The sequence below is a fragment of the Pantoea sp. RIT-PI-b genome, assembly GCF_001187905.1.
Taxonomy (GTDB): Bacteria; Pseudomonadota; Gammaproteobacteria; order Enterobacterales; family Enterobacteriaceae; genus Pantoea; species Pantoea nemavictus.
The window spans coordinates 655525-679604 of record NZ_LGIS01000012.1 but is presented as its reverse complement, the minus strand read 5'-3'; the positions used below and the strand labels follow the sequence as shown (position 1 = coordinate 679604).

Genomic DNA, 24080 nt, shown 5'->3' with positions numbered 1-24080 from the left:
CATTGCCCACCCTGTTTCAACGTTAGTGTTTCAGTGAGTAGTATATTTTTTCCGCCAGGGCGGTGGAAATCCCCGGCACTTTGGCGATTTCATCCACGCTGGCATTCATCAACGGTTGCAGGCCGCCCATGTACTTAAGCAACTGCTGGCGGCGTTTTGGTCCTACGCCTTCGATACTTTCCAGCGCACTGGTGTTCTTCACTTTGGCGCGTTTTTTCCGATGACCTGAAATCGCATGATTGTGAGAGTCGTCACGAATATGCTGAATGACATGCAGCGCAGGCGAGTCAGGCGGCAAGGAAACGCCCTCACCTTCCGCTTCAAAGAACAGCGTTTCCAGCCCGGCTTTACGATCGCTGCCTTTAGCAACACCGAGTAAAATTGGGCGATCTTTATCCCAGGGAACATTTAACTCAGCAAAAACCTGTTTCGCCTGGGCCAACTGACCTTTACCGCCGTCGATGATGATCACGTCGGGGATTTTATCCTCTTCCAGCGCTTTACCGTAACGACGACGCAGCACCTGATTCATCGCAGCATAATCATCGCCAGGCGTGATGCCTTCTATGTTGTAGCGACGATAATCGGAACGCAGCGGACCATCCCGATTAAACACCACGCACGACGCAATCGTCTGCTCGCCCATGGTATGGCTAATATCGAAGCACTCCATGCGGTTGATGGTGTCGAGCTCAAGGAACGTCGCCAGCGCCGCCAGACGCTGCTGGATAGTCGAGTGCTGCGAAAGCTTGGTGGTCAGCGCGGTTGCCGCGTTAGTGCGCGCCAGTTTCAGATAGCGCGCACGGTCACCACGCGGCTTACTTTGAATGTTCACCTTGCGTCCCGCCAGGACGCTGAGCGATTCGGCCAGTAGCTCACGTTCTGGCAGAGTAAAGTCCAGCAAGATTTCCGCCGGCAAGGTGCGCGCTTCACTCCCCTGCAGATAAAATTGCCCAACAAAAGTTTGCACCACTTCGGTCAGTTCGGTATCGGCTGGCACTTTAGGGAAATAGCTTCGGCTCCCCAGCACTTTGCCCTGACGAATAAACAGCACGTGCAAACAGGCCATTCCGGCATCAAACGCCACACCCATGACATCGAGGTCGTCGCCCTGATTGGAGACAAACTGTCGCTCGGTGACGCGTCGCACGGCCTGGATTTGATCGCGTAAAATTCCCGCCTCTTCAAATCGCAGTTCCTGACTGGCATTTTCCATGCGGTTAACCAGCTGATTGATCACCTGATCATCTTTGCCGGCGAGAAACAGCCGCACGTATTCGGTTTGCTGCGCATACTCTTCTTCACTCACCAAACCCGCGACGCACGGGCCAAGGCAGCGGCCAATCTGATACTGCAAACATGGACGCGAACGGTTGCGGTAAACGCTATTCTCGCACTGCCGTATTGGAAACACCTTCTGCAGCAACGCCAGCGTTTCACGCACCGCGTAGCCATTGGGGAACGGCCCAAAGTACTCGCCTTTGGCATGCTTCGCCCCGCGATGCATCGCCAGACGCGGGTGACTATCGCCGCTAAGAAAAATATAGGGATACGATTTGTCATCGCGCAGCAGCACGTTATAGCGCGGCTGGTAGAGCTTGATATAGTTATGCTCCAGCAGCAGCGCTTCTGTTTCGGTGTGCGTCACAGTGACGTCAATGTTGTGGATGTTGCTTACCAGCACTTCAGTTTTGCGACTGCCCACCTGCGTACGGAAGTAGCTGGTCAGGCGCTTTTTGAGGTCTTTGGCTTTACCAACATAGATCACCGTGCCGGTCGCATCGTACATGCGGTAGACGCCGGGTTGACTGGTCACGGTGCTGAGAAAGGCTTTGGAATTGAAAACGTCACTCACTACTGATTAACGGCTCCGCATTGAATAGACCATGTCGAATGGCTAAATGCGTTAACTCTACGTCGCCACTGATATTCAGCTTACTGAACATGCGATAACGGTAGCTGTTAACGGTTTTCGGGCTGAGACTAAGTTGTTCGGATATTTCCGTCACTTTCTGCCCGCGCGTTATCATCAGCATAATCTGCAATTCCCTTTCCGACAAACAGCTGAACGGTGATTCGGCTTTTTGCGGCTCGATCTGGCTTAGCGCCATTTGCTGGGCGATATCCGAAGCAATGTAGCGCTGACCTGAGTGTACCGAGCGGATGGCGCTTACCACTTCCTGCGGCGCGGCGCCTTTGCTGAGATAACCGGCGGCTCCCGCCTGCATCACTTTGGCAGGCAGTGGATTTTCAGTATGGATGGTGAGCATGATGATACGGATATCGGGATTAAAACGGACGATTTTACGCGTCGCTTCCAGACCACCGATACCCGGCATGTTCATATCCATCAGCACCACGTCGACGGGATGGTTACGACACCATTTTACCGCGTCTTCACCGCAGGCCACTTCACCGGCAATCACAAGTCCTTTCATATCTTCAAGAATACGGCGAATACCGGCGCGTACCAGTTCATGGTCATCAACAAGAAGCAGGCTGATCAACGGGACGTACTCCGCAGGTTAAGAAAGGGAAATATATTACAGAGACGTTATCTTACCGGTTTTCAGGTGGAAAAAACATCTATCGCCACAGATAAATCTCAAATGAAATGATACAAATCAATTAGATTGCTTTGATCCTGTTTTTTTAACAAATGGCAATAACATGCGAAAAGCCAAATGTGAAATTGTGACTAATATCATTAAGTTATAATTTATAGCTCATTTTCATTCGTTTAGCCGATTTGCCGCATAAATAACACGTAAACGTTTTTTCTGTTTGCAGATAAATAGCGCAATGAACAATTAAAAAGCAATCTCTGTTCACCGCTTCGGCTTGATTAAAATTCGGCTGACAACCATATGATATACTCTCTTTTTTACGCACAGGAAGAATGTGTCAACACTGAGTAACACCACCAAGGAGTCAATGATGAGTGATGAAGATTTTGCAACTTCACGAGACACGCAGGCGCTGGCAGACGAAGTAGCCTGTCTGAAAATGATGGTGACGCTGATTCTGAAAGGGATGGGTCAAGCCGATGCCGGTAAGGTGATCATCAACATGGAGCGTTATGTGCAAGCTTCGTTAGGCGATAAGCCGCAGGCGGAAGTATTTAACAATACTATTCGTCAGATCAAAACCGCTTACCGTCAATAAGCGCTATGCCCCGCGCGCGATGCGCGGGGTAGTTAGCTGTGTGATTGCCAGTTCACCGATACGCCCAGCGACGGCAATACCTCTTCCGGACTAAAGCGGCGCGTACCACGATACTTCTCCGCCAGCGCCGGCTGATTAACCGGGATGCGAATGGCGAACAGATTATCTTCAGATTGGATCAGACCTGGCGACAGCGGCTCGTACACCACCTGATGCTGCTCAAACATCTTCTCCAGCATCGGCGTGGCCGAGCTGATCAAATACTCCATGCCGTTCAATTCGGCTAACTGCACCGAGTGCCACAAAATACTCAGCGGCAGCTCCGCATCGACTTCGAGGCGCGCCGAAAAGCGCGACATCTCCCAGACCTTTTCCTGATCAAAAGGCAGAACAAAGCCTTCAGGCACTTCAGGTTCATGCCAGGGTAATAAACGCGCGCAACCGCAAATACCCTGTCGCGCATTCCAGGCAATCAGCCATGTGACATCCGAGCGATCAAATCGGTCATACTCCTGCCCCGGGGTACTCAATCGTGGTGGAATTGACCACCCTTCGCCACGCGCAAATACGCTGTAACGATACGTTCCCAGTTCTGCCAACAGTGAGGACGGCATATCCTTAAGCTGTGTTTGAATTACTTTCATCATGCGCCTCTGACATCCTCATGTATGCAATGATTTCTTTGAGCCAGCCTGGCAACGTTGCGCGCAGGGTAGACAACTGACAAGGCAGAAGGAACTACTAAAATTAGTAGTTGCCTTTTCGCTATATCAGGCCAACCGCTGCGGCGTAACAAGCAATCTGCGTTTTATTGGAAACATTAAAACGCTTTTGCATATTCTTTTGGTGAAAATTCACCGTATGTTCAGATATGGCTAAAATAAGTGAAATTTCCGCAGAGGTTTTCCCTTCTGCCGTCCATTTCAGAATTTCCAACTCACGCTGACTAAAATCATTAGATAAAACCACCATAGAACTATCGTTCAGACGCTCCAGCACGCGCAAACTCAGTTCCGCCAGAAGATGCAGTTTCACCTCTAGCTGGATGCGTAAGTGTTGGGTCTTACTGTGAAGCTTCGATGCAATAGATAATATACCAATGGTACGATTTGGCGCCATTGCTGAGCAGGAAAAGCCACTCATTAATCCTGCCGCGTTGGCTTCCGCCCATAAATTACCCGCACCGGTAAATAAATCGCGCGTCCACTCCACGCCGCGGCCTGGTCGCTGGCAAAGTAATAGCACCGGATCGACTGCATAATAGTTCTCACTTTCGTAGCGTTTTACCCAGCTTTCTGGATAACTACTAAACAAAAAGAGCCGCGGCCGGGTAAAAGGCACCGGATGCTGAACCAGAAAAGCGAAGTAATCAAAACCCAACGCTTCAATCTGCTTTTGCAATAGCGATTTCAATTGCATCACTTCTTTGAGCGCCAGAAATTCATTTTCCATTTCGCCTCGCCAGACGAAATAATTATCGGTCGTCATTATTGCCTTAGCGCTGTTTCACGCTTTTACATCCTGAAATTCATTGTTGCTAACGCAAAAAAATAAATTAGTCAGACAAAAAATATTGATTGAAAAGAGAGCAAATCTACTAGCAGCAAGCATAACTCTCTTAATGTCAATGCGTTAACCTAATGGGAGAGTGTGAGTTCGCGCTATTTTTTTAACAGGTTCACAACGTTAATTCCTCAGCATATTAGAATAGGATTTTTCTGAAGTACTTTCAATCACCCTATTCATCGAAAATGATCATTAGATTGATAAATTTTTAGCATCGACATTAACTAAAATTAGTCAAGGTCAGAGCAGATTCTTTTGTCATGAAAGGATTATAGGGGGTGAATTAGTTTCGACTTAATCTTAATCCCACTTATTTATGCGGTTAAGATAATGTAATACGCTGCGGTATGATCTCTCTCAGGCTCTTTTCCGGCTACGCTTAATCGGTGAGAGCAGAATCATGCACGGCGAGTTTGCAAGGGGAGACAGTGGCGCAGCACTCATCAGGCGCATTGTCGCACGTAGGTTGGCGTTTTAGCGGAACTGACTATGTTGAACCAGTTTGCATTACCTTTCCTTGTCTTGGGTGGCTGCACTGCCCTGATGATTTTAAAAGATCTTTTTCGCCATCCACATCCTGTGCGGGTGATGAATATTATTTGGCCTGTAACCGGGTTGTATATGCCATTTATTGGCTGGATCGCCTGGTGGTACCTGGGCCGTAAACCTTCGCGCCAGCAAAAACTTGCGCTGCTGGTTTCGCAAAAAATAGCGGGCAATGCCGGCTGGCAAACCATATTTATTTCCACTTCATTATCCGCTGCGGCCTGTATATTCGGCGATATCATCACAATCCCGATAATCACCTTACTAAAACAATTTGCTATTAATCCGACGCTATGGATGCAGGCAATTATTTGCGTGATCGTTTCATTGTTTATCGGATTACTCTTTCAATTTCTGGCTATTCGTCAACGTGAAAAACTTTCATTCGTCCGCGCATTATTACTCGCGCTGAAAACCGAAATTTTTCCCTTACTCATTTACCAATTAGGGATCTTTATCTTTATGGCGCTGGCCCTAAAATTTGTGCTAAACCAGCAGATTGACCCGCTGCTGGCAGCATTCTGGTTTATGCTGCAATTAGCAATATTGATTGGCTTTGTTTTCTCGTGGCCAGCTAATCATTTCCTGATAAAACGTGGACTTAATCCCGCCGTGTAGTTATCGACAGTAACCCGAGCCGCGCATGCCAAGATGAAAATGAGTGGCGTGCGCCGCGTTGTAGTCGGGCCCCAGCGCGTTGCCAAAAGTGGCGCAACCATTACGCCACAGCGCATGCAGTCCTGCCGCTGCCTCTTCCGGCTGCTGCCAGTTCTTCCCCACCTGTAACCAGCGCCCATTCGCGAGTTGAAACCCAGTGACATCCCAGGCATCGGCGCTGGCATGCTCGCTCAAGCGACCTTCCTGACGATGATAAATATTGCGGCAAGCATAGCTGCCAACGTGAGAAATCCGCTTAAGCGGGCTATTAATACCCGCCTGACGCAATGCGCTATCGCTATTGATCACGAACATGGTGCTGGTGACTGCCATTGGACAGCTGGCGAGAAAACTGCTGCTGAGCGTGACGTCGCCGTAGCCACTGATGCGCAGCGGCTGCTCAAGCGGGCAACCGCCTTGCATCGGCGGCAACGCACGGAACTGCACCAGCCGCTGTTCACTTGCCTGACGCATTACCGCCATGCAGGCCGCAGGATCGCCACTCAACTTCTTCAGCTTATAACGCGTCATCCAACCCGGCGGGTCGGTCACTTTAAGTGGTGTAAACGGATTCCACTGCGGTGGCAGATGGGTTTTCAACCACGGCAGGCTTAACCAGCCGCAAACGGCCAGCAACGCGACGGCTAACAAAGCGCGCACAATGCCTCACTTTTCCTGATGAAATGAACTAACAAGTGTAGAGGTCGCGCGCGGGGAGAGTGACGTAAATGGCTTAATTGCTGAAGATTTACGCAAAATGACTGCGCTTTAAACACTGTAAATAATTACTGACAGAGCAAAGCGCGTAAAAGGTCACAAAGGGGGAAAAACCATTATCGAAACTGCCTGCCTTTCCACTATCTTATGCCCCTTGCCCTATAAAGGGCACCTAACAATGCCCTAAATAATTCGAGCTGCAGGAAGGCGGCAAGTATGTAAATCCTCAGGAGCTTACTTAAGTAAGTGACTGGGGTGAACATGCGCAGCCAACGCATCTGCGGCTTGAAGTATGACGGGCAAATCAGCCATTAGAGCTGACACAACATCCCCGACAGGAAAGAAAAATTTATGGTTGATCAATCTAAAGAGGCGCTCAACGAGGCCGAACAGCCGGATAAACTCCAGCGTAATCTGCATAATCGTCACATCCAGCTCATTGCCATTGGTGGCGCCATCGGCACCGGACTGTTTATGGGTTCGGGAAAAACCATTAGCCTTGCCGGCCCATCGATCATCTTCGTGTATATGATCATTGGCTTTATGCTGTTCTTCGTGATGCGCGCCATGGGCGAGCTGCTGCTGTCGAATCTCGAATACAAATCCTTTAGCGATTTTGCTGCCGATCTCCTTGGCCCGTGGGCGGGATATTTTACCGGCTGGACCTATTGGTTTTGTTGGGTGGTGACCGGTATTGCCGACGTGGTTGCCATTAGCGCCTATTTCCAACTGTGGTTCCCGGACTTCTCCATCTGGATGAGCGCCCTGCTGTGCGTCTTCGTCTTCCTGGCGCTGAATATTGCCACGGTGAAGTTGTTCGGCGAGATGGAATTCTGGTTTGCGATTATCAAAATCGTCGCCATTGTCGCCCTAATCATCACCGGTATTGTGCTGGTGAGCATGCATTATCCGTCTCCGAACGGCGGCAGCGCAGCATTGAGTAATATCTGGGATCACGGTGGCATGTTCCCGAAAGGGTTGAGTGGCTTCTTTGCCGGCTTCCAGATTGCCGTGTTCGCCTTTGTCGGCATTGAGCTGGTCGGCACCGCCGCGGCAGAAACTAAAGATCCGCACAAAGTTTTACCGCGTGCGATTAATGCCATTCCGCTGCGTATCATTATGTTTTACGTGCTGGCGCTGATGGTGATCATGGCGGTGACGCCGTGGAATCAGGTGCTGCCGAATCGCAGCCCGTTCGTAGAAATGTTTGTGCTGATTGGCCTGCCTGCTGCCGCCAGCATTGTTAACTTTGTGGTGCTGACGTCGGCGGCCTCGTCTGCCAATAGCGGTATCTTCTCTACCAGCCGCATGCTGTATGGCCTGGCAGAACAGGGCGTGGCGCATAAATCCTTTGGTCGCCTCTCGGCGCGTGCGGTGCCGACGACCGGACTGTTCTTCTCCTGCCTGTGCCTGCTGGCTGGCGTGGCGCTGATTTACCTGATTCCGGATGTGATGACCGTATTTACCATGGTCACCACCGTGTCGGCGATTCTGTTTATGTTCGTCTGGACGATCATCCTGTGCAGCTATCTGGCTTACCGTAAGCAGCATCCACAGCGTCATGCGGAATCGAAATTTAAGATGCCGCTGGGCAAGTTTATGTGCTGGGTGTGCATGGCGTTTTTCGCCTTTGTGCTGGTACTGCTGACGCTACAGGAAGATACCCGCCAGGCGCTGATGATCACACCATTATGGTTTGTGATTCTGACAATGGGATGGTTGTTGCGTCGTCGTAAGGCCTGATTTGCACAGCCAAAGGCCCGGTGATTTCACCGGGCCTTTCTCGTTATAACCTCTCCAGCAATTTTCGCCACGCTTCACCTAACGCGGGACGCAGCGAAGGTTCACGTTGTGGCGCCACCTCAGGCGACTGCGGCGATCCCAGATTAAAGGTGAAGGTGTAATTCGGCTCTTCGCCCATGCGCAAGTCGCTAATCAACGTATCATCGCCCTGCTGCTGCATCGCGTAGAAACCATGGCTAAACCACGCCACGCGTTCGGCATGCCATTGGCCTTTAAACGGGGCAAACAACTCAGGTTTGCGATCGTGCCAGCTAATCTGCAGCGGACGCTGTGGCGACAGCAGCGACCAATAGGCTTCGCCATAGCGATCTGGCGTGATGATCACCGTCCGCCATACCAGCGTATTAAACGCGGTCGGCGTCACCAACAGCTGCTCAGGTTGCACCGATTGCTGCGTCAACTGTTGCTCAATATGCTGCGTCGCCATGCTTTGAATCACCATGCTCCAGGCGAGATACAGCGTACTCATCAATAGCCCCGCCTGATTCCAGCGTAAGCCTCGGGCATCGCGCCGCCATAAGGCGACCAGCAGTGCAATCAGCAGGGGCAAGGTATACAGCGGATCGATGATGTACATGCTGCCAATGGCATAAGGGAAATCGGTGAGCGGCAGACCCAGCTGCGTGCCATACACCGTGGTGAGGTCCAGCAGCGGATGCGTCACCAGCGCCAGCCAGATTGCCAGCGTCCAGCCGCGCCAGTGAGTTCGACTGCGCATCGCGCCCGCCACCAGCCAGCCGAGCAGCGGCGCAATCAAGGTGAGAAATATCAGCGCATGACTTTCGGTGCGATGCAGCGTCATATTGCGGATGGCATCGCCGTGATCGATGAACACATCGAGGTCCGGCAAGGTGCCCGCGACCGCGCCCACCAGCGCCGCCTGCCACACCGGCACGCGTTTGCCCATCACGGCGACGGTTACCGCCGCGCCTAACGTCAGTTGCGATAATGAATCCATGCACTCTCCTTGAAAAAGCGGGATCAACGCACGCGGATCCCTTCAATAATCATGCGCTGCACGTTTTCCAGCGTCTGTTCAAAGAACGCCGCATCGTTCAACGTTTGGCCGGTAATCGCTTCAACCTGCGAGGCGAAATCCGCATAGTGCTGGGTGGTGGCCCACAGCAGGAAAAACAGGTGCTGTGGCTGCACGCCCGCCAGGCGACCTTCGGCGATCCACCGTTCGATAATCGCCGCCTTTTCATCCACCAGCGCCTTTAAATCACCGGCCAGTTCGCCTTTTAACAGCGGCGCGCCCTGCAACATCTCGAGGCAGAATAAGCGCGAGGCTTGCGGATGGTCGCGCGAGACCTCCAGTTTCAGACGAATGTATTGGCGAATGGCCGTCAGCGGATCGTGATCGTGCTGCAGCGCACGCAGCGGCGCCAGCCACACATCAAGAATCTCTTTCAGAACCGCCACATACAGCACTTCTTTTGACGGAAAGTAATAGAGCAGATTGGTTTTGGAGACATCGGCACGTTCGGCCACTTTATCCAGGCTGGTGCCGTGAATGCCGTATTGCGAGAAGAAGGCTAAAGCCGCTTCAAGAATAGCTGCCCGCTTAGCGGCGACCGCACGCGAACGGCGTCCCGGTTTTTTTTCATCGCTTTTCACACTGTTACCTCATCCGTCCTGCTTAACCGCATCATAACAAAGGCCTCCTTTCCTGCCTAATTCGCCGCCTGCACCTTTTTTGACCACGCCGCGCATGAAAAACGTGCAGCCTTTTTGACCAAACGGTCTGATTTGGACCGATTACTCCAGTTTACACGCCACGTAAATTTTAACGCATTGTTATATAAGCCCTTTAAAAATGTGGCACAGGCTTTGCAGATTTGTGATGGAGCGCCGCCCGCAGGATGCGTGCAGGAAGCAGCGCAGCGCGTGAAGCAATCCCCGTCTAATGCAGAGAGGTTTCACATGAAAATTGGCGTCTTTATCCCGATTGGTAATAACGGCTGGCTGATCTCCACCCATGCGCCGCAGTACAAGCCCACCTTTGAACTTAATAAAGAGATCGTGCTGAAAGCGGAGCATTATCATTTCGACTTTGCGCTTTCGATGATCAAGCTGCGCGGCTTCGGCGGTAAAACCGAGTTTTGGGATCACAACCTCGAATCCTTCACCTTGATGGCGGGCCTCGCGGCAGTGACCTCACGCATTGAGATCTACGCTACCGCCGCCACGCTGACCTTACCGCCCGCGATTGTCGCGCGCATGGCATCCACCATTGATTCCATCTCCAATGGCCGCTTTGGCGTCAACTTGGTTACCGGCTGGCAGAAACCCGAGTATGAACAAATGGGCCTGTGGCCAGGCGATGCCTACTTCTCCAGCCGCTACCAATATCTGACCGAATACGTCACCGTGCTGCGCGATTTGTGGGGCACCGGCCAGAGCGATTTCAAAGGCGAATTCTTCACCATGAACGATTGCCGCGTCAGCCCTCAGCCACAAAAACCGATGAAGGTGATTTGCGCCGGTCAGAGCGATGCCGGCATGGCGTTCTCGGCGCAGCACGCCGATTACAACTTCTGCTTCGGCAAAGGCGTCAACACGCCAACCGCCTTCGCCCCGACCGCCGCGCGCATGAAACAGGCCGCCGATAAAGCCGGTCGTGATGTCGGTTCCTATGTGCTGTTTATGATTATCGCCGCCGAAAGCGACGAAGCCGCACGCGCCAAATGGGAGCACTACAAAGCCGGTGCCGATGAAGAGGCGCTCGCCTGGCTCACCACGCAAAGTCAGCAGGACACCAAGTCCGGCAGCGACACCAACGTGCGCCAGATGGCCGATCCGACCTCAGCGGTCAACATCAATATGGGCACGCTGGTTGGCTCTTACGCCAATGTGGCACGAATGTTGGATGAAGTTGCATTAGTCGACGGCACCCAAGGCGTCTTGCTGACCTTTGATGACTTCCTGCAAGGCATTGAAGATTTCGGTGAGCGTATTCAGCCATTAATGCAGTGCCGTCACGATTTAATTGCATCACAGCAGGAGGTTGCCTGATGAGTACCGTTGTTTGCGCCCATAGCGAAAGTTTACCGAACATCACCTTGCCCGCGCGTCCGGAAGCTATCGCGCTGCCCGCCGCGCAAAGTGCGCTGATTGTGGTGGATATGCAGAATGCTTACGCCACCGAAGGCGGATATCTCGACCTGGCGGGCTTTGATGTCTCTGCCACTAAACCGGTAATTGCCAAAATTCATCAGGCGGTGACCGCTGCGCGAGCAGCAGGTATGCAGATTATCTGGTTCCAGAATGGCTGGGACGATCAATACGTTGAAGCAGGGGATGCCGGTTCACCCAATTTCCACAAATCCAATGCGCTGAAAACCATGCGCAAGCGCCCGGAACTGCAGGGCACGCTGCTGTCGAAAGGCGGCTGGGATTATGCCCTGGTGGATGAACTGGTGCCGCAGGCTGGCGATATTGTGCTGCCGAAACCGCGCTACAGCGGCTTTTTCAACACCCCGCTCGACAGCATGCTGCGCAGCCGAGGTATTCGCCATCTGGTGTTTACCGGTATTGCCACCAATGTCTGCGTCGAATCAACGCTGCGTGACGGCTTCTTCCTTGAGTATTTTGGCGTGGTTTTGGAAGACGCTACTTATCAGGCAGGACCTGCGTTTGCCCAGCAGGCGGCCATTTTTAATATCGAGACGTTCTTTGGCTGGGTCAGCAATACCGACACGTTCTGTGAAGCGCTAAAAAGCTAACGTACCGCCTCACCTGCAAACCGATAAGAAGAGGATTTCGCCATGCCTAAAAGTGTGATTATTCCGCCCGGCACTGGAACACCCATCGCCCCATTCGTGCCCGGCACCTTAGCCGATGGCGTGGTGTACGTCTCCGGCACCTTGCCCTTCGATGCTAACAACAATGTAGTGCATGTCGGTGATGCGGCAGCGCAAACACGCCACGTGCTGGACACCATCAAAAAGGTGATTGAAACCGCAGGCGGCACCATGGATGACGTCACGTTCAACTCGATCTTTCTCACCGACTGGAGCAACTACGCGGCGATTAACCAGATTTATGCCGAATATTTCCCCGGCGATAAACCGGCGCGCTTCTGCATTCAGTGTGGACTGGTGAAACCGGATGCGCTGATTGAAATCGCCACCGTTGCCCATATCGGCAAGCAGGAGGCGTGATGCATCTGGAGATTCAGGGGTTAACCGCCGCAGATGCGCCGACGCTGGTGCTGGCTTCTGGTTTAGGCGGCGTTGCCGGTTTCTGGCAGCCGCAGCTGGCGGCGCTGACGCCATACTTTCGCGTGGTGACTTACGATCAGCGCGGTACCGGTCGCAGTGCCGATACGCTGCCGGAAGGCTACAGCATGGCGATGATGGCGGCGGAACTGGCCGATGCGCTGGAACAACAGGGCATTGAACATTACGACGTTATCGGTCATGCGCTGGGCGGTTTGATTGGCCTGCAGTTGGCGCTGGATTTCCCCGCACGCGTTGGCCGCGTGGTCGTGATCAACGGCTGGCTGTCGCTGGATGCGCATACGCAACGCTGCTTCCAGGTGCGTCAGGATCTGCTGATGAACGTTGGCGTTGAAGCCTTTGTACGCGCTCAGCCGCTGTTCCTCTATCCTGCCGAATGGCTGGCGCGTAATCAGGCGCGCATTACGGCGGAAGATGCGCATCATGTGGCCCATTTTCAGGGTATGGAAAATCTGCTGCGTCGTCTGCACGCGCTTAAAAGCGCCGACTTCCGTACGCAGATAGCGCGTATCACGCAGCCGGTATTAGCGATTTGCAGTCAGGACGACCTGCTGGTGCCGTGGAGCTGCTCGCCACAGCTGGCGCAGGCATTGCCTAACGGTAGCCTGATTGAGATGCCCTGGGGTGGACACGCCATGAGCGTGACGGATGCCGACAACTTTAACGCGCTGCTGTTGCGCTGGCTGGCCGATACGGCTGCGCCTGCCCAACGTGCGGCCAGCTAATCACAGGAGCCGCTGATGAGCGTGCACGAACTGCCTGTTTTACCCCTTGTGGAGCGCGATGCGTTTCGTAACGCCATGGCGTGCCTAGGCGCAGCAGTGAATATCATCACCACCGATGGCCCCGCCGGACGCGCCGGTTTTACCGCTTCAGCGGTGTGCAGCGTGACGGATACGCCGCCGACGTTGCTGGTCTGCCTTAACCGCTCAGCGTCGGTATGGCCGATTTTTCGCGATAACGGCTATCTGTGCGTCAACACGCTGGCCGCCGGGCATGAAGAACTTTCGACGCTGTTTGGTGGCAAAACGCCGATGGATCAACGCTTCGCCGCCGCCGGTTGGCAGACGCTTGCCAGCGGTGCACCCCTGTTAGACGGCGCGCTGGTGTCGTTTGATTGCAAAGTGTCGCAGGTGGTCAGCGTCGGGACACACGACATCCTGTTTTGCGAAGTGCTGGCGCTGGTGCGCAATGATGAAACGCACGGCCTGGCATGGTTTGACCGTGGATATCATCACCTTTTACGGCAGGATGCCCGCTAACGCCGCGCTGTGCGGCCCGCTTTCACTGACACCCTGGAGATGACGATGGCGAGTTCCTGGTTCCCCCGCTGGCAGAAAAAGTCAGCCTTGACCGATGATGGGCTGATTGCGCCGGATGAAACGCTGCCGTTTGCGCAGACGGTCGTCCTTGGCCTGCAGCATGCTGTGGCAATGTTTGGCGCAACGGTATTGATGCCGTTGCTGATGGGACTGGACCCCAATCTGGCGATTCTGGTTTCCGGCATCGGTACGCTGCTGTTTTTTGTCGTCACCGGCGGACGCGTGCCCAGCTATCTCGGCTCCAGCGCGGCGTTTGTGGGTGTGATAATTGCGGTAACTGGTTTTAACGGCCAGGGACTTAATCCTAATCTGGCGCTGGCGCTCGGCGGCGTGATCGCCTGCGGTGCGCTCTATACGCTGATTGGTCTGGTGGTGATGAAAGTCGGCACCGGCTGGATCGAGCGCCTGATGCCGCCAGTGGTGACGGGTGCGGTGGTGATGGCGATTGGTCTGAACCTGGCCCCGATAGCCGTGCACGGCGTCTCCGGCTCGATGTTCGACAGCTGGATGGCGGTGATGACGGTGTTGTGCATCGGCCTGGTGGCGGTGTTTACCCGCGGGATGATTCAGCGCCTGCTGATCCTGGTCGGGCTGATAGTGGCATGGGCAATCTACGCCTTGCTGACCAACGTGATGGGCTTTGGCAAGCCGGTGGATTTCAGCGGTCTTGCCAATGCGCCGTGGTTTGGTCTGCCGCACACCACCGCGCCGATCTTTGATATGCAGGCCATCGTGATGATTGCACCGGTGGCGATCATTCTGGTGGCGGAAAACCTCGGTCACATTAAAGCGGTGGCGGGTATGACCGGACGCAACCTCGATCCGTGGATGGGCCGCGCATTCGTCGGCGATGGATTAGCAACCATGCTATCCGGCTCGATGGGCGGCAGCGGTGTAACCACCTATGCAGAAAATATCGGCGTGATGGCGGTGACGAAAGTCTATTCGACCTTAGCATTCGTCGCGGCGGCGGTCATTGCACTGGTGCTCGGCTTCTCACCAAAATTTGGCGCGCTGATCCACACCATTCCCGGCCCGGTGATTGGCGGTGCATCGATTGTGGTGTTTGGATTGATTGCGGTGGCAGGGGCACGTATTTGGGTGCAGAACCATGTGGACTTCAATCAGAACGGTAATCTGATCATGGTGGCGACCACGCTGGTGCTCGGTGCCGGTGATTTTGCGCTGAAGATTGGTAGCTTCACAATTGGCGGTATTGGCACCGCGACCTTTGGTGCCATCATCCTCAACGCCATTCTGCAACGACGCGGTGCCGCACGGGTGAACCAGGCGGCACGGCAACATCCTTAAGGTTCGAGCGGTGCCTCATCGGGCACCGCTTTCTTACGGCGAATACGCAGCTCGCTAACGATGACCCCGCACACAATCAGTGCCGCGCCCAACAGCGCAGCGGCAGGCAAACGTTCCCCCGCGATACGCCCTACTACACCCGCCCAAACCGGTTCACCGGCATAGATTACCGTGGCACGCGTTGGCGATACGCTACGTTGCGCCCAGTTCATCGTCACCTGGATTAATGCACTGGCCGCACCTAAACCCAGCGCGCTGAGCAGCAGTGGCGTGGACATGGCAGGAACCGATTCGCCATTCGGGATCATCAAGACAAAGGCACAGGCGGATGCGACCATCAGCTGAATCAGCGTCACACGGCGCACATCGACTTGCCCGGCATAGCGGCTAATCAGGATGATCTCCGCCGCAATCGCCAGCGTACTGAGTAAGGTGGCGATTTCGCCGGCATTCAGCGTCAAACTGCCATCCTGTGGACCCGCCACCAGCACTAAGCCGGTAAATGCCAGCAGAATACCCAGCCATGCCATTAATCCCGGCGGACGCCGCAGGAACACCCATTGCAATAACGGCACCACCGGCACATACAGCGCGGTGAGAAACGCCGACTGACTGCTGGAAATGGTCTGCATACCCCAGGTTTGCAAGCCGTAGCCGCCAGCGATCGACAAACCAATCAGCGCGCCAGCTTTGATTTCCAGCCAGGTTACCTGTTTAAGATAACGACGGAAGAAAAATGCCAGCAGTAGTGAAGCCGTGGCAAAACGCAGCCCAACGAAGAAAAACGGGCCGGAATGGGCCATCGCCCGATGCACCACCAAAAAGGTGCCACCCCAGACCATGGTAATGAAAATGAGTACCAGCTCCTGACGTGAAATTCGCAGGCTGAGACGGGAAGATGAAGCGGACATAACGCACCAAAATAGTCAATTGGCGGTCAGTTTGCGCAGAGATAAGGGAAATTGCAATGCTTGTTACCGCCGGGCGAACCCGGCGGCCGGGGATGAATGGGCAGGAGCACTATTTTTTAGCGCGGCTGCGTCCCCCTTTTTCACCGGCTTCAGAAGCGCGCTGTGGGTCGTTTCTGAAATTACCGCCGCTGTTTTTACCGCCTTTGCGGCCCGCTTCTGCAGCTCTTTCACGGTCTTCTGCGAAATTGCCGGAACCTCCACGATGTTGTGCCATCATTTCCTCCAGAGATTGAGCGTCCAGTTTGAGGACTCATCACGTTGCAACTGTGAAAAGCAGGGTGGCGGATGTTCTGCTCACCTGCTTAAAGAATAGACAACCCACCGATAACCCCGCCTGCTGTTCATATTTTGAAACAGATAATTCACTCATTTAGCTGCAAAAAACCAAATTTACCGCCGCGTTACAACGAGTTATCCGCCAATTATTAGCACCTGCGCAAGCTCTGTACAGCAGCCTGCGCAGGCTCTTCTATACTTCTGATTACTCATCACCTCCAGCAGGATGAAAACTATGGCAAAGATTTTGGTGCTCTACTATTCGATGTACGGACATATTGAAACCATGGCGCAGGCCGTGGCCGAAGGTGCAAAGAGCGTAAGTGGCGCAGAAGTCACCATTTTGCGCGTGCCGGAAAGCATGGATGCGGAGCGTTTCGCCCAGGCTGGCGGCAAAGTGAATCAGGCGGCGCCTGAGGCTAAACCGGAGGATTTGCCGCAGTACGATGCCATCATCGTCGGCACCCCAACCCGTTTTGGCAACATGGCCGGCCAGATGCGTAACTTCTGGGATCGCACCGGCGGACTTTGGGCCTCGGGCGCGCTGTACGGCAAAATCGCCAGCGTCTTTGCTTCAACCGGTACCGGCGGCGGCCAGGAACAAACCATCACCTCTGTCTGGACCACCCTCGCCCACCACGGCATGGTGATTGTTCCCATCGGCTACGGAACCAAAGAACTTTTCGACATCTCGCATGTGCGCGGCGGCACGCCTTATGGCGCAACCACGCTGGCTGGCGGAGATGGATCGCGTCAACCCTCGGCGGAAGAACTGGATATAGCCCGTTATCAGGGCCAATACGTCGCCGGACTGGCGGTAAAGCTGCAAGGATAAAATCCACAACAGGAGACCTTTATGACAACAGAACAGTCGAAAGAGCATCACGTGGGCGAATGGGCTTCACTGCGCCATACATCGCGCGAAATTGCTGAAGCCATTTTTGAGGTAGCCAACTACGACGAACGTCTAGCAGAGCAGATTTGGAGTCAGCAAGGCAGTGATGAAGTGCTGATTCGCGCTTTCAAAAAGACCGACCAGGACGTTCTGACCTGGGACGACAAAACCGTTGAGCGCAAAAACGTTTGAATTGCAGGCGGGCCGTGTCCCGCCTTCGCTATCTTTTAGATTTTCAGGGAGCCATATATGTCAACTTATCAAAGTATCAATCCGGCCAACAACCAACTGCTCAAAGCGTGGGACGAACACGATGACGCTTATGCGCAACAGGCGCTGAAAACCGCGGATGAGCTTTATCACTCCAGCTGGAGCAAAGGCGATATTCAGCCACGTCTACAGGTGTTGCATCGTTTAGCCGATTTGATCGACCAACGTGCCGAAGAGCTGGCAACTATCGCCAGTAAAGAGATGGGCAAGCTGATTGGGCAAAGCCGTGGTGAAGTGAAAATTTGTTCGCAGATTGCCCGCTATTACGCTGAACATGCTGCCACCTTTTTGCAGCCGCAACCTTATGCCAGCGAAGTGGGCGACGCCTGGCTTGAGTATCATCCGATTGGCGTGATCGTCGCGGTTGAACCGTGGAACTTCCCCTACTACCAGCTGATGCGCGTATTGGCGCCAAACCTGGCGCTTGGCAATCCGGTACTGGCGAAACATGCCAATATCGTGCCGCACTGTGCAGATGTGTTTGAAAAATTAGTGGCAGAAGCTGGCGCGCCAAAAGGTGCGTGGACCAATCTGTTTATCTCCACCGATCAGGTCGCGGATTTGATTGCCGACTCACGGGTGCAGGGCGTGGCGCTGACCGGTTCCGAACGTGCCGGCAGCGCGGTAGCAGAGCAAGCTGGCAAACATCTGAAGAAATCAACGCTGGAATTGGGCGGTAATGATGTATTCGTGGTGCTGGACGATGCCGATATTGATGAAGCGGTTCGCCAGGGCGCTCAGGGCCGCCTCAGCAACTGCGGCCAGGTCTGTACTGCGGCCAAACGCTTCATTCTGCATGAAAAAATCGCCGATACCTTTATGGCGAAATTCAGCGCGGCACTGCAATCGGCCACGCCGGGCGATCCGCTGGATGAGAAAACCACGCTGGGTCCGCTATCTTCTAAAGATGCACGCGATCGTTTAGTGAAGCAGGTTGATGATGCGGTTAAGCACGGCGCGCGCCTGGAGTTTGGCGGTCGTGCGATTGAAGGCGTCGGCTGCTATTACCAGCCAACGGTGCTCACCGGTCTGACGCCGGATAACCCGGCTTACTATCAAGAGTTCTTTGGTCCGGTGGCGCAAGTGTATGTGGTGGCCGACGATCGTGCAGCCGTCGCGCTGGCGAATGACTCGAACTATGGCCTTGGCGGTTCAGTCTGGACCAAAGATATTGCACGTGGTCGTAAGATGGCATCGCAAATTGAAACTGGCATGGTATTCATCAATTCGCAGAGCGATACCTCCGCAGAGCTGCCGTTTGGTGGCGTGAAGCGATCCGGTTACGGACGTGAACTGTCGGATTTGGGTATTAAAGAGTTTGCCAACCAAAAACTGGTGGTGGTCGCCGGTTAACGGTTACCAGATACAAAAAACCCCGCCGCGGCGGGGTTTTTCTTTTGCGTCAATCTTAATTGCTGGTCGCCGGTTTAGCCGGTTCTGCTGGCGTCGCATCCGCTTGCGCTTTCTGCGCGGCTGCCGCATCGGCCTTGGCTTTGTCATCCGCTGCTTTCTGAGCAGTGGTTTTCTCCGCTTTGGCTTTCTCGTCAGCGGCTTTCGTATCAGACGCTTTCTGCGCCGCGGCTTTATCCGCTGCGACTTTTTCTGCAGCCGCTTTGTCTGCAGCGGCCTGATCGGCTTTCTGCTTAGCATCATCGGCAGCAGGTGCTGCAGCGGCTGGGGCTGGCTGTTCTGTCGGAGCCGGTGCAGCTGCAGGCTGCAGTGGCGTACCTTGCAGAGCGCCATTCAATGCGCCAGTGAACTGATCCCAGCTGCAGTAGCCGTTGGCATCTGTTTCACAACCCGCCAGCTGCAGCGTGACGCGTTTCGGCGGATTTTTCAGGCTCAGCACATCGGCATCGCGCAGCTGATCGGCGGTTTGATAAACGTACTCAATTTTCAGCAGATCTTTGTTGTTCTTCACATCGTGCCAGCGTTCAAATACCACCTGGCCGCCAATGGGCGTTTTCTCATCATTGCCTGGCAGCTCATAAGGCTTCACCTGCAACGCACTGAGCAAGGAGGCGATATTGGAGTCATGACCGACCATCAACGTCACTTTCGGCGCGTTGGCTTTATCCTGATCGACTAACTGGCTACGGATATAATCCACCAGCGGTGCGGCCACTTCGCGCGCCACTTCAGGCGAGGCGAACAACGCATCCTGATAACCATTTTTGATCGACGCCAACTCTTTCCACTGCTCAGGCGTTTTGATCTGGCCCCACGCCACCTGATCGGCCGGGAAACCTTCGTAATATTGCAGCGTGAACGCATCCACCAGCGAGTTGCCAATCTTCAGCGGGCCGCTGACGTTCGGCTCTTTGCCGTTATCTGCGCTGAACGTGTTGTCGCCGCTGCTCAGATCACACTGTTTTTTGCCGTTACAGGCAGGAGCAGATTTGTAATCAACAATTTTTTCCAGATGCTGGAAGGCTGGCTTTAACGCCAGTTTTTCATTGGCAGCGGTCATGGCAGCCAGCGCTTTTTTGTTGAACTCATCGCTGCCGTCGGTAACAACCGGATTAAAGATAGGATCCATGGTACCCATCGCATCCTGATGGGTTACCGCGATATCGCAGCCCGGGAAGGCGCCAGTGATAAAGTACTGCGCGGTAGCGACGGTGCGCTGCAGGCTGTTGGCATAAACGAAGATATTGCTGCTGTCCGGGCAGGTGCCGTTTTGCACCAGCCCCTGTTGTGCCAGCCACTGACGGGTGTAGTTACCCATGTAGACTTCCAGCACGCCACCTTTGGTGGTCAGCTCGCCACCCGCGACATCCCACTGCGGCCAGCTTTTTTTGGTGGATTGCTCCAGCACGCTACCGTTATTGGCTAACGGCGCACGCAGGTTATGCCGGCTTAACATCAGCACCTGCTGTAGTTGCATATCTCCATCCGCCGCGTACGCGGACATGCCCATCGGGAGCGCAGCGATGACTGACAACGCGCAAAGACTCAGTTTCTTGATCATTGTGCCTATTCCATAATTCATCAGTGAAACACTCTGGCTTTCAAGCGATTAGCACGCCAAAGAGCGAATTACCGCACAGTGTAACCCAGCTTGCATCGGAAAATCGCCAGATGTTTGCAAAAACCGTGAATGGAATATAGCAGTAAACGCGCGTGCCGTCGGGTAACGGCAGCAGATTGAAAAGCAACGCGATGTTTTTCGGAATCTGTGAATGCTGAAAAGCAAAAAGCCCGCATTGCTGCGGGCTTCTTTAATATGGCGGAGGAACAGAGATTCGAACTCTGGGATGGTTTCCCATCGACGGTTTTCAAGACCGTTGCCTTAAGCCACTCGGCCATCCCTCCGGGGATTTTTTGTTGCGTCACTCTGCAAGAGTGAATGGCGGAGGAGGAGAGATTCGAACTCTCGGATGGTTTCCCATCGACGGTTTTCAAGACCGTTGCCTTAAGCCACTCGGCCACCCCTCCGCAATGAGGCGCACTATAAACATCCCCCCGAACGATGTAAAGCCTGCATTGAATCGTTCGGCTGAAAAACAGCCAAATTTTATTTTTTCGGCGTCAAATTCGCCATTCTGCTCAGCGAAACAGCAATTTATCGCGTAAAGATGGGTAAAACGCCTTTTCTGTCTTTCAGACGCTGCGTATCCTCGTGCCATATTTGGTGTTTCTCTCTTTAAGGAGCGCATGATGGAAAGAATTTTTAGCTCGTCGCAGCAATCGTTAGTCAGCACCCACAAGGTGCTGCGCAATACTTATCTGTTACTTGGCTTTACGCTAGCCTTCTCGGCGGTCACCGCCACACTCAGCACCGTGTTTGCCTTGCCTTCGCCGGGCCTGATTCTGATGCTGGTTGGCTTTTATGGTTTGATGTTCCTGACGCATAAACTGGCTAACAGCCCGGCAGGTATTCTGGCTGCCTTCGCCTTTACCGGTTTCCTCGGTTATTGCCTTGGCCCAATCCTCAGCTCGTTCCTGACCGCAGGCATGGGTGATGTGATTGCCATGGCGCTGGGCGGTACCGCGTTGGTGTTCTTTGGTTGCTCGGCATATGTGCTGACCACGCGTCGCGATATGTCATTCCTGAGCGGCATGATGATGGCGGGCTTCGTGGTGTTGCTGGTAGCGGTTGTTGCTAACATCTTCCTGCAACTGCCTGCGCTGCATCTGGCGATCAGCGCCCTGTTTATCCTGTTCTCTGCCGGTGCCATCCTGTGGGAAACCAGCAACATCATTCACGGCGGCGAAACTAACTACATTCGCGCCACCGTAAGCCTGTATGTTTCGCTGTATAACATCTTTGTTAGCCTGCTCAGCCTGCTGGGCTTCGCTAATCGCGATTAAGTTGTTCGCAATAGTCTTTCAAACCCTGCTTCGGCAGGGTTTTTGCTTTTTATGGCCGGGCGAATTTACAATGTGCCGATTAACGTGATGAGGAAGAACTGTGATTTTTGCCGGTAAAGAGATTGCCACCGATGCGGAAGGCTATTTAAAAAATAGCGCGGACTGGAGCGAGCCGCTGGCTGTCGCCATCGCGGAGCAGGAAGCGATCGTAATGAGTGAAGCTCACTGGGAAGTGGTGCACTTTGTCCGGGCGTTTTATCAGGAATTTAATACCTCACCGGCGGTACGCATGCTGGTAAAAGCCATGGCGCAAAAATATGGCGAGGAGAAAGGCAACAGCCGCTACCTATTCCGCCTGTTTCCTGAAGGTCCAGCAAAACAGGCGACTAAAATTGCGGGTTTGCCAAAACCGGCTAAATGTTTGTAATCATCCAGTGGTAAACCGGGTGGGAAGCTCCGCCGGCTGATGCGGTTCCACCAGCACTTTGTCGACGCGCGCGCTGCGCGGCCCACCCGCTTTTAACCAGCTGATTAATTCATCGACCTGTTGCGCATCACCGGACGCCAGCACTTCAACGCTGCCATCCGCTAAATTGTGCGCATAGCCGTTGATATTCAATGCTCTGGCCTGCGTTTGCGTGTGATAACGGAATCCCACGCCCTGCACCATGCCGTGCACCCAGATTTTGCAGCAAGTGGTTGCCATTACGTTCTCCCATCACTGTGCGTTGCAATTTGCGGCCATCCGCCGGAAAATGGCGCCTCATTTTTTCAGGTAAGCATAGCAAACTATGACCGTTCGATTGATTCTCGCAAAGGGACGTGAAAAATCCCTGCTCCGCCGCCATCCGTGGGTGTTCTCAGGTGCCGTTGCACGTATGGAAGGTAAAGCCCAGTCTGGTGAGACCATTGATGTCTGCGACAGCAATGGCAAATGGCTGGCTCGTGCCGCGTACTCTCCGCAATCACAAATTCGCGCACGCGTCTGGAGCTGGCAGCAGGATGAGTCAATCGACATCACCTTCTTCGTGCGCCGCTTTGAGCAAGCACAGCTATGGCGCGACTGGCTGGCAAAACGCGATGGGTTGGATAGCTATCGTCTGATCGCTGGTGAGTCCGATGGCATGCCGGGCGTCACCATCGATCGCTTCGGTGACTTCCTCGTGCTGCAACTGTTGTCAGCGGGCGCAGAGTATCAGCGTCCAGCCATCGTCTCGGCTTTACAACAGTGCTTCCCTGACTGCGCTATATACGATCGTTCAGACGTCGCGGTGCGTAAAAAAGAGGGACTGGAACTGGCGCAAGGTCCGGTTTCAGGTGAACTGCCGCCGCCGCTGCTGCCTATCACTGAGCACGGCATGAAGCTGTTGGTGGATATTCAGGGCGGTCATAAAACCGGTTATTACCTTGATCAGCGTGACAGCCGCCTGGCGACACGTCGCTACGCAGAGAATGCCCGCGTACTGAATTGCTTCTCTTATACCGGTGGTTTTGCGGTTTCAGCATTGCTGGGCGGCTGCCGTGAAGTGATCAGCGTCGACACCTCGCAGGATGCGCTCGATGTGGCAAAACAAAACGTTGAGCTGAATGGCCTCGATGTGTCGCGCGCGCAGTTTGTACGCGACGATGTATTTAAACTGCTGCGCCGCTATCGCGACAGCGGTGAGAAGTTCGACGTGATCGTGATGGACCCGCCGAAATTCGTCGAGAATAAGAACCAACTGATGGGTGCGTGCCGCGGTTATAAAGATATCAACATGCTGGCGATCCAGCTGTTGAATCCCGGCGGCGTCTTGCTCACCTTCTCTTGTTCCGGCTTGATGCCAACCGATTTGTTCCAGAAAATCATCGCTGACGCCGCCGTTGATGCCGGTCGTGATGTACAATTTATAGAGCAGTTCCGTCAGGCAGCCGACCATCCAGTGATTGCCAGCTATCCTGAAGGGCTTTATCTGAAAGGTTTTGCCTGCCGCGTGCTGTGACTTGAAAACGCTGTCCCTGCCTCCATATTGGTAACAGGGCAGTC

Annotated in this window: 26 protein-coding genes and 2 tRNA genes; 15 read left to right on the top strand and 13 right to left on the bottom strand. The window is 53.9% G+C overall.

The genetic code is table 11. The features are described 5' to 3' along the window. Positions 1–22: 22 nt before the first annotated feature. Entirely contained in the window at positions 23–1855 is a 1833-nt protein-coding gene (gene uvrC, locus AC790_RS04820) for an excinuclease ABC subunit UvrC (protein ID WP_049851058.1), read from the bottom strand. Further along, positions 1848–2507, bottom strand: coding sequence for a UvrY/SirA/GacA family response regulator transcription factor (gene uvrY / locus AC790_RS04815; RefSeq protein WP_007887302.1), 660 nt, complete (start codon positions 2505–2507; stop codon positions 1848–1850). Before uvrY ends, uvrC begins: the two co-directional genes overlap by 8 nt. Before the next feature lie 430 nt (positions 2508–2937). Here uvrY and AC790_RS04810 point away from each other — a divergent pair, with 430 nt between their 5' ends. Beyond that, positions 2938–3165: a DUF2594 family protein gene (locus AC790_RS04810; protein ID WP_007887303.1), complete on the top strand. Its 228-nt coding sequence runs from the start codon at positions 2938–2940 to the stop codon at positions 3163–3165. 32 nt (positions 3166–3197) lie between these two features. On the opposite strand, the gene AC790_RS04805 is transcribed toward AC790_RS04810, so the two are convergent. Continuing rightward, the gene (locus AC790_RS04805; RefSeq protein ID WP_007887305.1) at positions 3198–3809 is read right to left on the bottom strand and encodes an acyl-homoserine-lactone synthase; all 612 of its coding nucleotides are present in this window, start codon (positions 3807–3809) and stop codon (positions 3198–3200) included. Positions 3810–3930: 121 nt separating this feature from the next. Then, positions 3931–4653, bottom strand: coding sequence for a transcriptional regulator SdiA (gene sdiA, locus AC790_RS04800; protein WP_007887307.1), 723 nt, complete (start codon positions 4651–4653; stop codon positions 3931–3933). A 567-nt stretch (positions 4654–5220) separates the two neighbouring features. Between sdiA and AC790_RS04795 the strand changes: the two genes are divergently transcribed. Next, positions 5221–5895, top strand: a complete 675-nt coding sequence (locus AC790_RS04795) for a DUF4396 domain-containing protein (protein WP_007887312.1) — start codon at positions 5221–5223, stop codon at positions 5893–5895. Here AC790_RS04795 and AC790_RS04790 read toward each other — a convergent pair whose 3' ends face one another. Then, the gene (locus AC790_RS04790; protein ID WP_049851057.1) at positions 5896–6594 is read right to left on the bottom strand and encodes an extensin family protein; all 699 of its coding nucleotides are present in this window, start codon (positions 6592–6594) and stop codon (positions 5896–5898) included. Between the two features lie 408 nt (positions 6595–7002). Here AC790_RS04790 and cycA point away from each other — a divergent pair, with 408 nt between their 5' ends. Then, the gene (cycA, locus tag AC790_RS04785) at positions 7003–8394 is read left to right on the top strand and encodes a D-serine/D-alanine/glycine transporter (RefSeq protein ID WP_007887316.1); all 1392 of its coding nucleotides are present in this window, start codon (positions 7003–7005) and stop codon (positions 8392–8394) included. A gap of 43 nt (positions 8395–8437) precedes the next feature. On the opposite strand, the gene AC790_RS04780 is transcribed toward cycA, so the two are convergent. Together AC790_RS04780 and rutR are read right to left on the bottom strand one after the other, a co-directional pair. Then, positions 8438–9412, bottom strand: coding sequence for a metal-dependent hydrolase (locus AC790_RS04780; protein WP_049851056.1), 975 nt, complete (start codon positions 9410–9412; stop codon positions 8438–8440). A 23-nt stretch (positions 9413–9435) separates the two neighbouring features. Continuing rightward, on the bottom strand, positions 9436–10071 hold the full coding sequence (rutR, locus tag AC790_RS04775; protein ID WP_049851055.1) for an HTH-type transcriptional regulator RutR: 636 nt from the start codon (positions 10069–10071) through the stop codon (positions 9436–9438). Between the two features lie 306 nt (positions 10072–10377). Here rutR and rutA point away from each other — a divergent pair, with 306 nt between their 5' ends. From rutA to rutG, 6 genes are read left to right on the top strand one after another with little or no spacing between them, the layout of a single operon-like run. Beyond that, positions 10378–11469, top strand: coding sequence for a pyrimidine utilization protein A (rutA, locus tag AC790_RS04770; RefSeq protein ID WP_049851054.1), 1092 nt, complete (start codon positions 10378–10380; stop codon positions 11467–11469). Then, positions 11469–12179: a pyrimidine utilization protein B gene (rutB, locus tag AC790_RS04765; protein ID WP_007887320.1), complete on the top strand. Its 711-nt coding sequence runs from the start codon at positions 11469–11471 to the stop codon at positions 12177–12179. Before rutA ends, rutB begins: the two co-directional genes overlap by 1 nt. Positions 12180–12221: 42 nt before the next feature. Beyond that, a complete protein-coding gene (gene rutC / locus AC790_RS04760; RefSeq protein WP_007887321.1) occupies positions 12222–12617 on the top strand; it encodes a pyrimidine utilization protein C in 396 nt (131 codons plus the stop codon). Beyond that, positions 12617–13420, top strand: a complete 804-nt coding sequence (gene rutD / locus AC790_RS04755; protein ID WP_049851053.1) for a pyrimidine utilization protein D — start codon at positions 12617–12619, stop codon at positions 13418–13420. Before rutC ends, rutD begins: the two co-directional genes overlap by 1 nt. Before the next feature lie 15 nt (positions 13421–13435). Beyond that, positions 13436–13957, top strand: coding sequence for an NADH-dependent FMN reductase RutF (gene rutF / locus AC790_RS04750; protein WP_007887323.1), 522 nt, complete (start codon positions 13436–13438; stop codon positions 13955–13957). Between the two features lie 45 nt (positions 13958–14002). Beyond that, positions 14003–15328, top strand: coding sequence for a pyrimidine utilization transport protein G (rutG, locus tag AC790_RS04745; RefSeq protein ID WP_049851052.1), 1326 nt, complete (start codon positions 14003–14005; stop codon positions 15326–15328). Here rutG and AC790_RS04740 read toward each other — a convergent pair. Together AC790_RS04740 and AC790_RS04735 are read right to left on the bottom strand one after the other, a co-directional pair. After that, the gene (locus AC790_RS04740) at positions 15325–16239 is read right to left on the bottom strand and encodes a DMT family transporter (protein WP_049851051.1); all 915 of its coding nucleotides are present in this window, start codon (positions 16237–16239) and stop codon (positions 15325–15327) included. The two genes, rutG and AC790_RS04740, sit on opposite strands and share 4 nt — an antisense overlap. A 109-nt stretch (positions 16240–16348) precedes the next feature. Next, the gene (locus tag AC790_RS04735; RefSeq protein WP_007887327.1) at positions 16349–16513 is read right to left on the bottom strand and encodes a general stress protein; all 165 of its coding nucleotides are present in this window, start codon (positions 16511–16513) and stop codon (positions 16349–16351) included. 297 nt (positions 16514–16810) lie between these two features. Between AC790_RS04735 and wrbA the strand changes: the two genes are divergently transcribed. The 3 genes from wrbA to AC790_RS04720 are packed head-to-tail and all read left to right on the top strand — an operon-like array spanning position 16811 to position 19093. Next, on the top strand, positions 16811–17410 hold the full coding sequence (gene wrbA, locus AC790_RS04730; RefSeq protein WP_049851050.1) for an NAD(P)H:quinone oxidoreductase: 600 nt from the start codon (positions 16811–16813) through the stop codon (positions 17408–17410). Positions 17411–17431: 21 nt separating this feature from the next. Beyond that, positions 17432–17662: a YccJ family protein gene (locus AC790_RS04725; RefSeq protein ID WP_007887329.1), complete on the top strand. Its 231-nt coding sequence runs from the start codon at positions 17432–17434 to the stop codon at positions 17660–17662. A 57-nt stretch (positions 17663–17719) separates the two neighbouring features. Next, positions 17720–19093 carry an NAD-dependent succinate-semialdehyde dehydrogenase gene (locus tag AC790_RS04720; RefSeq protein WP_049851049.1) on the top strand — a complete coding sequence of 458 codons (1374 nt, stop codon included), beginning with the start codon at positions 17720–17722 and terminating at the stop codon, positions 19091–19093. Between the two features lie 55 nt (positions 19094–19148). Here the strand turns inward: AC790_RS04720 and agp are convergent, their stop codons facing one another. The 3 genes from agp to AC790_RS04705 form a co-directional block, all read right to left on the bottom strand. Next, positions 19149–20711 (bottom strand): bifunctional glucose-1-phosphatase/inositol phosphatase, encoded by a 1563-nt coding sequence (agp, locus tag AC790_RS04715; protein ID WP_200902251.1) that lies wholly within the window; start codon positions 20709–20711, stop codon positions 19149–19151. A 256-nt stretch (positions 20712–20967) separates the two neighbouring features. Further along, a tRNA-Ser gene (locus AC790_RS04710) sits at positions 20968–21055 on the bottom strand. A 35-nt stretch (positions 21056–21090) separates the two neighbouring features. Further along, a tRNA-Ser gene (locus tag AC790_RS04705) sits at positions 21091–21178 on the bottom strand. A 222-nt stretch (positions 21179–21400) separates the two neighbouring features. Between AC790_RS04705 and yccA the strand changes: the two genes are divergently transcribed. Continuing rightward, positions 21401–22054: an FtsH protease modulator YccA gene (gene yccA / locus AC790_RS04700; RefSeq protein WP_007887332.1), complete on the top strand. Its 654-nt coding sequence runs from the start codon at positions 21401–21403 to the stop codon at positions 22052–22054. Positions 22055–22154: 100 nt separating this feature from the next. Next, entirely contained in the window at positions 22155–22481 is a 327-nt protein-coding gene (gene tusE / locus AC790_RS04695) for a sulfurtransferase TusE (RefSeq protein ID WP_049851047.1), read from the top strand. Here the strand turns inward: tusE and yccX are convergent, their stop codons facing one another. Next, the gene (yccX, locus tag AC790_RS04690) at positions 22482–22760 is read right to left on the bottom strand and encodes an acylphosphatase (protein WP_007887346.1); all 279 of its coding nucleotides are present in this window, start codon (positions 22758–22760) and stop codon (positions 22482–22484) included. An 85-nt stretch (positions 22761–22845) separates the two neighbouring features. Between yccX and rlmI the strand changes: the two genes are divergently transcribed. Beyond that, the gene (rlmI, locus tag AC790_RS04685) at positions 22846–24036 is read left to right on the top strand and encodes a 23S rRNA (cytosine(1962)-C(5))-methyltransferase RlmI (RefSeq protein ID WP_007887347.1); all 1191 of its coding nucleotides are present in this window, start codon (positions 22846–22848) and stop codon (positions 24034–24036) included. The last annotated feature ends 44 nt before the right edge of the window (positions 24037–24080 follow it).

Excerpts from the sequence above, each read along its gene's own strand:
- AC790_RS04725 (WP_007887329.1), top strand. The coding sequence starts at position 17,432 with ATGACAACAGAACAGTCGAAAGAGCATCACGTGGGCGAATGGGCTTCA.
- wrbA (WP_049851050.1), top strand. The coding sequence starts at position 16,811 with ATGGCAAAGATTTTGGTGCTCTACTATTCGATGTACGGACATATTGAA.
- AC790_RS04810 (WP_007887303.1), top strand. The coding sequence starts at position 2,938 with ATGAGTGATGAAGATTTTGCAACTTCACGAGACACGCAGGCGCTGGCA.
- yccX (WP_007887346.1), bottom strand. The coding sequence starts at position 22,760 with ATGGCAACCACTTGCTGCAAAATCTGGGTGCACGGCATGGTGCAGGGC.
- yccA (WP_007887332.1), top strand. The coding sequence starts at position 21,401 with ATGGAAAGAATTTTTAGCTCGTCGCAGCAATCGTTAGTCAGCACCCAC.
- rutC (WP_007887321.1), top strand. The coding sequence starts at position 12,222 with ATGCCTAAAAGTGTGATTATTCCGCCCGGCACTGGAACACCCATCGCC.
- AC790_RS04795 (WP_007887312.1), top strand. The coding sequence starts at position 5,221 with ATGTTGAACCAGTTTGCATTACCTTTCCTTGTCTTGGGTGGCTGCACT.
- rutF (WP_007887323.1), top strand. The coding sequence starts at position 13,436 with ATGAGCGTGCACGAACTGCCTGTTTTACCCCTTGTGGAGCGCGATGCG.
- rutG (WP_049851052.1), top strand. The coding sequence starts at position 14,003 with ATGGCGAGTTCCTGGTTCCCCCGCTGGCAGAAAAAGTCAGCCTTGACC.
- AC790_RS04805 (WP_007887305.1), bottom strand. The coding sequence starts at position 3,809 with ATGAAAGTAATTCAAACACAGCTTAAGGATATGCCGTCCTCACTGTTG.
- AC790_RS04780 (WP_049851056.1), bottom strand. The coding sequence starts at position 9,412 with ATGGATTCATTATCGCAACTGACGTTAGGCGCGGCGGTAACCGTCGCC.
- rutB (WP_007887320.1), top strand. The coding sequence starts at position 11,469 with ATGAGTACCGTTGTTTGCGCCCATAGCGAAAGTTTACCGAACATCACC.
- rutA (WP_049851054.1), top strand. The coding sequence starts at position 10,378 with ATGAAAATTGGCGTCTTTATCCCGATTGGTAATAACGGCTGGCTGATC.
- AC790_RS04720 (WP_049851049.1), top strand. The coding sequence starts at position 17,720 with ATGTCAACTTATCAAAGTATCAATCCGGCCAACAACCAACTGCTCAAA.
- AC790_RS04735 (WP_007887327.1), bottom strand. The coding sequence starts at position 16,513 with ATGGCACAACATCGTGGAGGTTCCGGCAATTTCGCAGAAGACCGTGAA.
- sdiA (WP_007887307.1), bottom strand. The coding sequence starts at position 4,653 with ATGACGACCGATAATTATTTCGTCTGGCGAGGCGAAATGGAAAATGAA.
- rutD (WP_049851053.1), top strand. The coding sequence starts at position 12,617 with ATGCATCTGGAGATTCAGGGGTTAACCGCCGCAGATGCGCCGACGCTG.
- agp (WP_200902251.1), bottom strand. The coding sequence starts at position 20,711 with ATGATCAAGAAACTGAGTCTTTGCGCGTTGTCAGTCATCGCTGCGCTC.
- cycA (WP_007887316.1), top strand. The coding sequence starts at position 7,003 with ATGGTTGATCAATCTAAAGAGGCGCTCAACGAGGCCGAACAGCCGGAT.
- AC790_RS04740 (WP_049851051.1), bottom strand. The coding sequence starts at position 16,239 with ATGTCCGCTTCATCTTCCCGTCTCAGCCTGCGAATTTCACGTCAGGAG.
- rlmI (WP_007887347.1), top strand. The coding sequence starts at position 22,846 with ATGACCGTTCGATTGATTCTCGCAAAGGGACGTGAAAAATCCCTGCTC.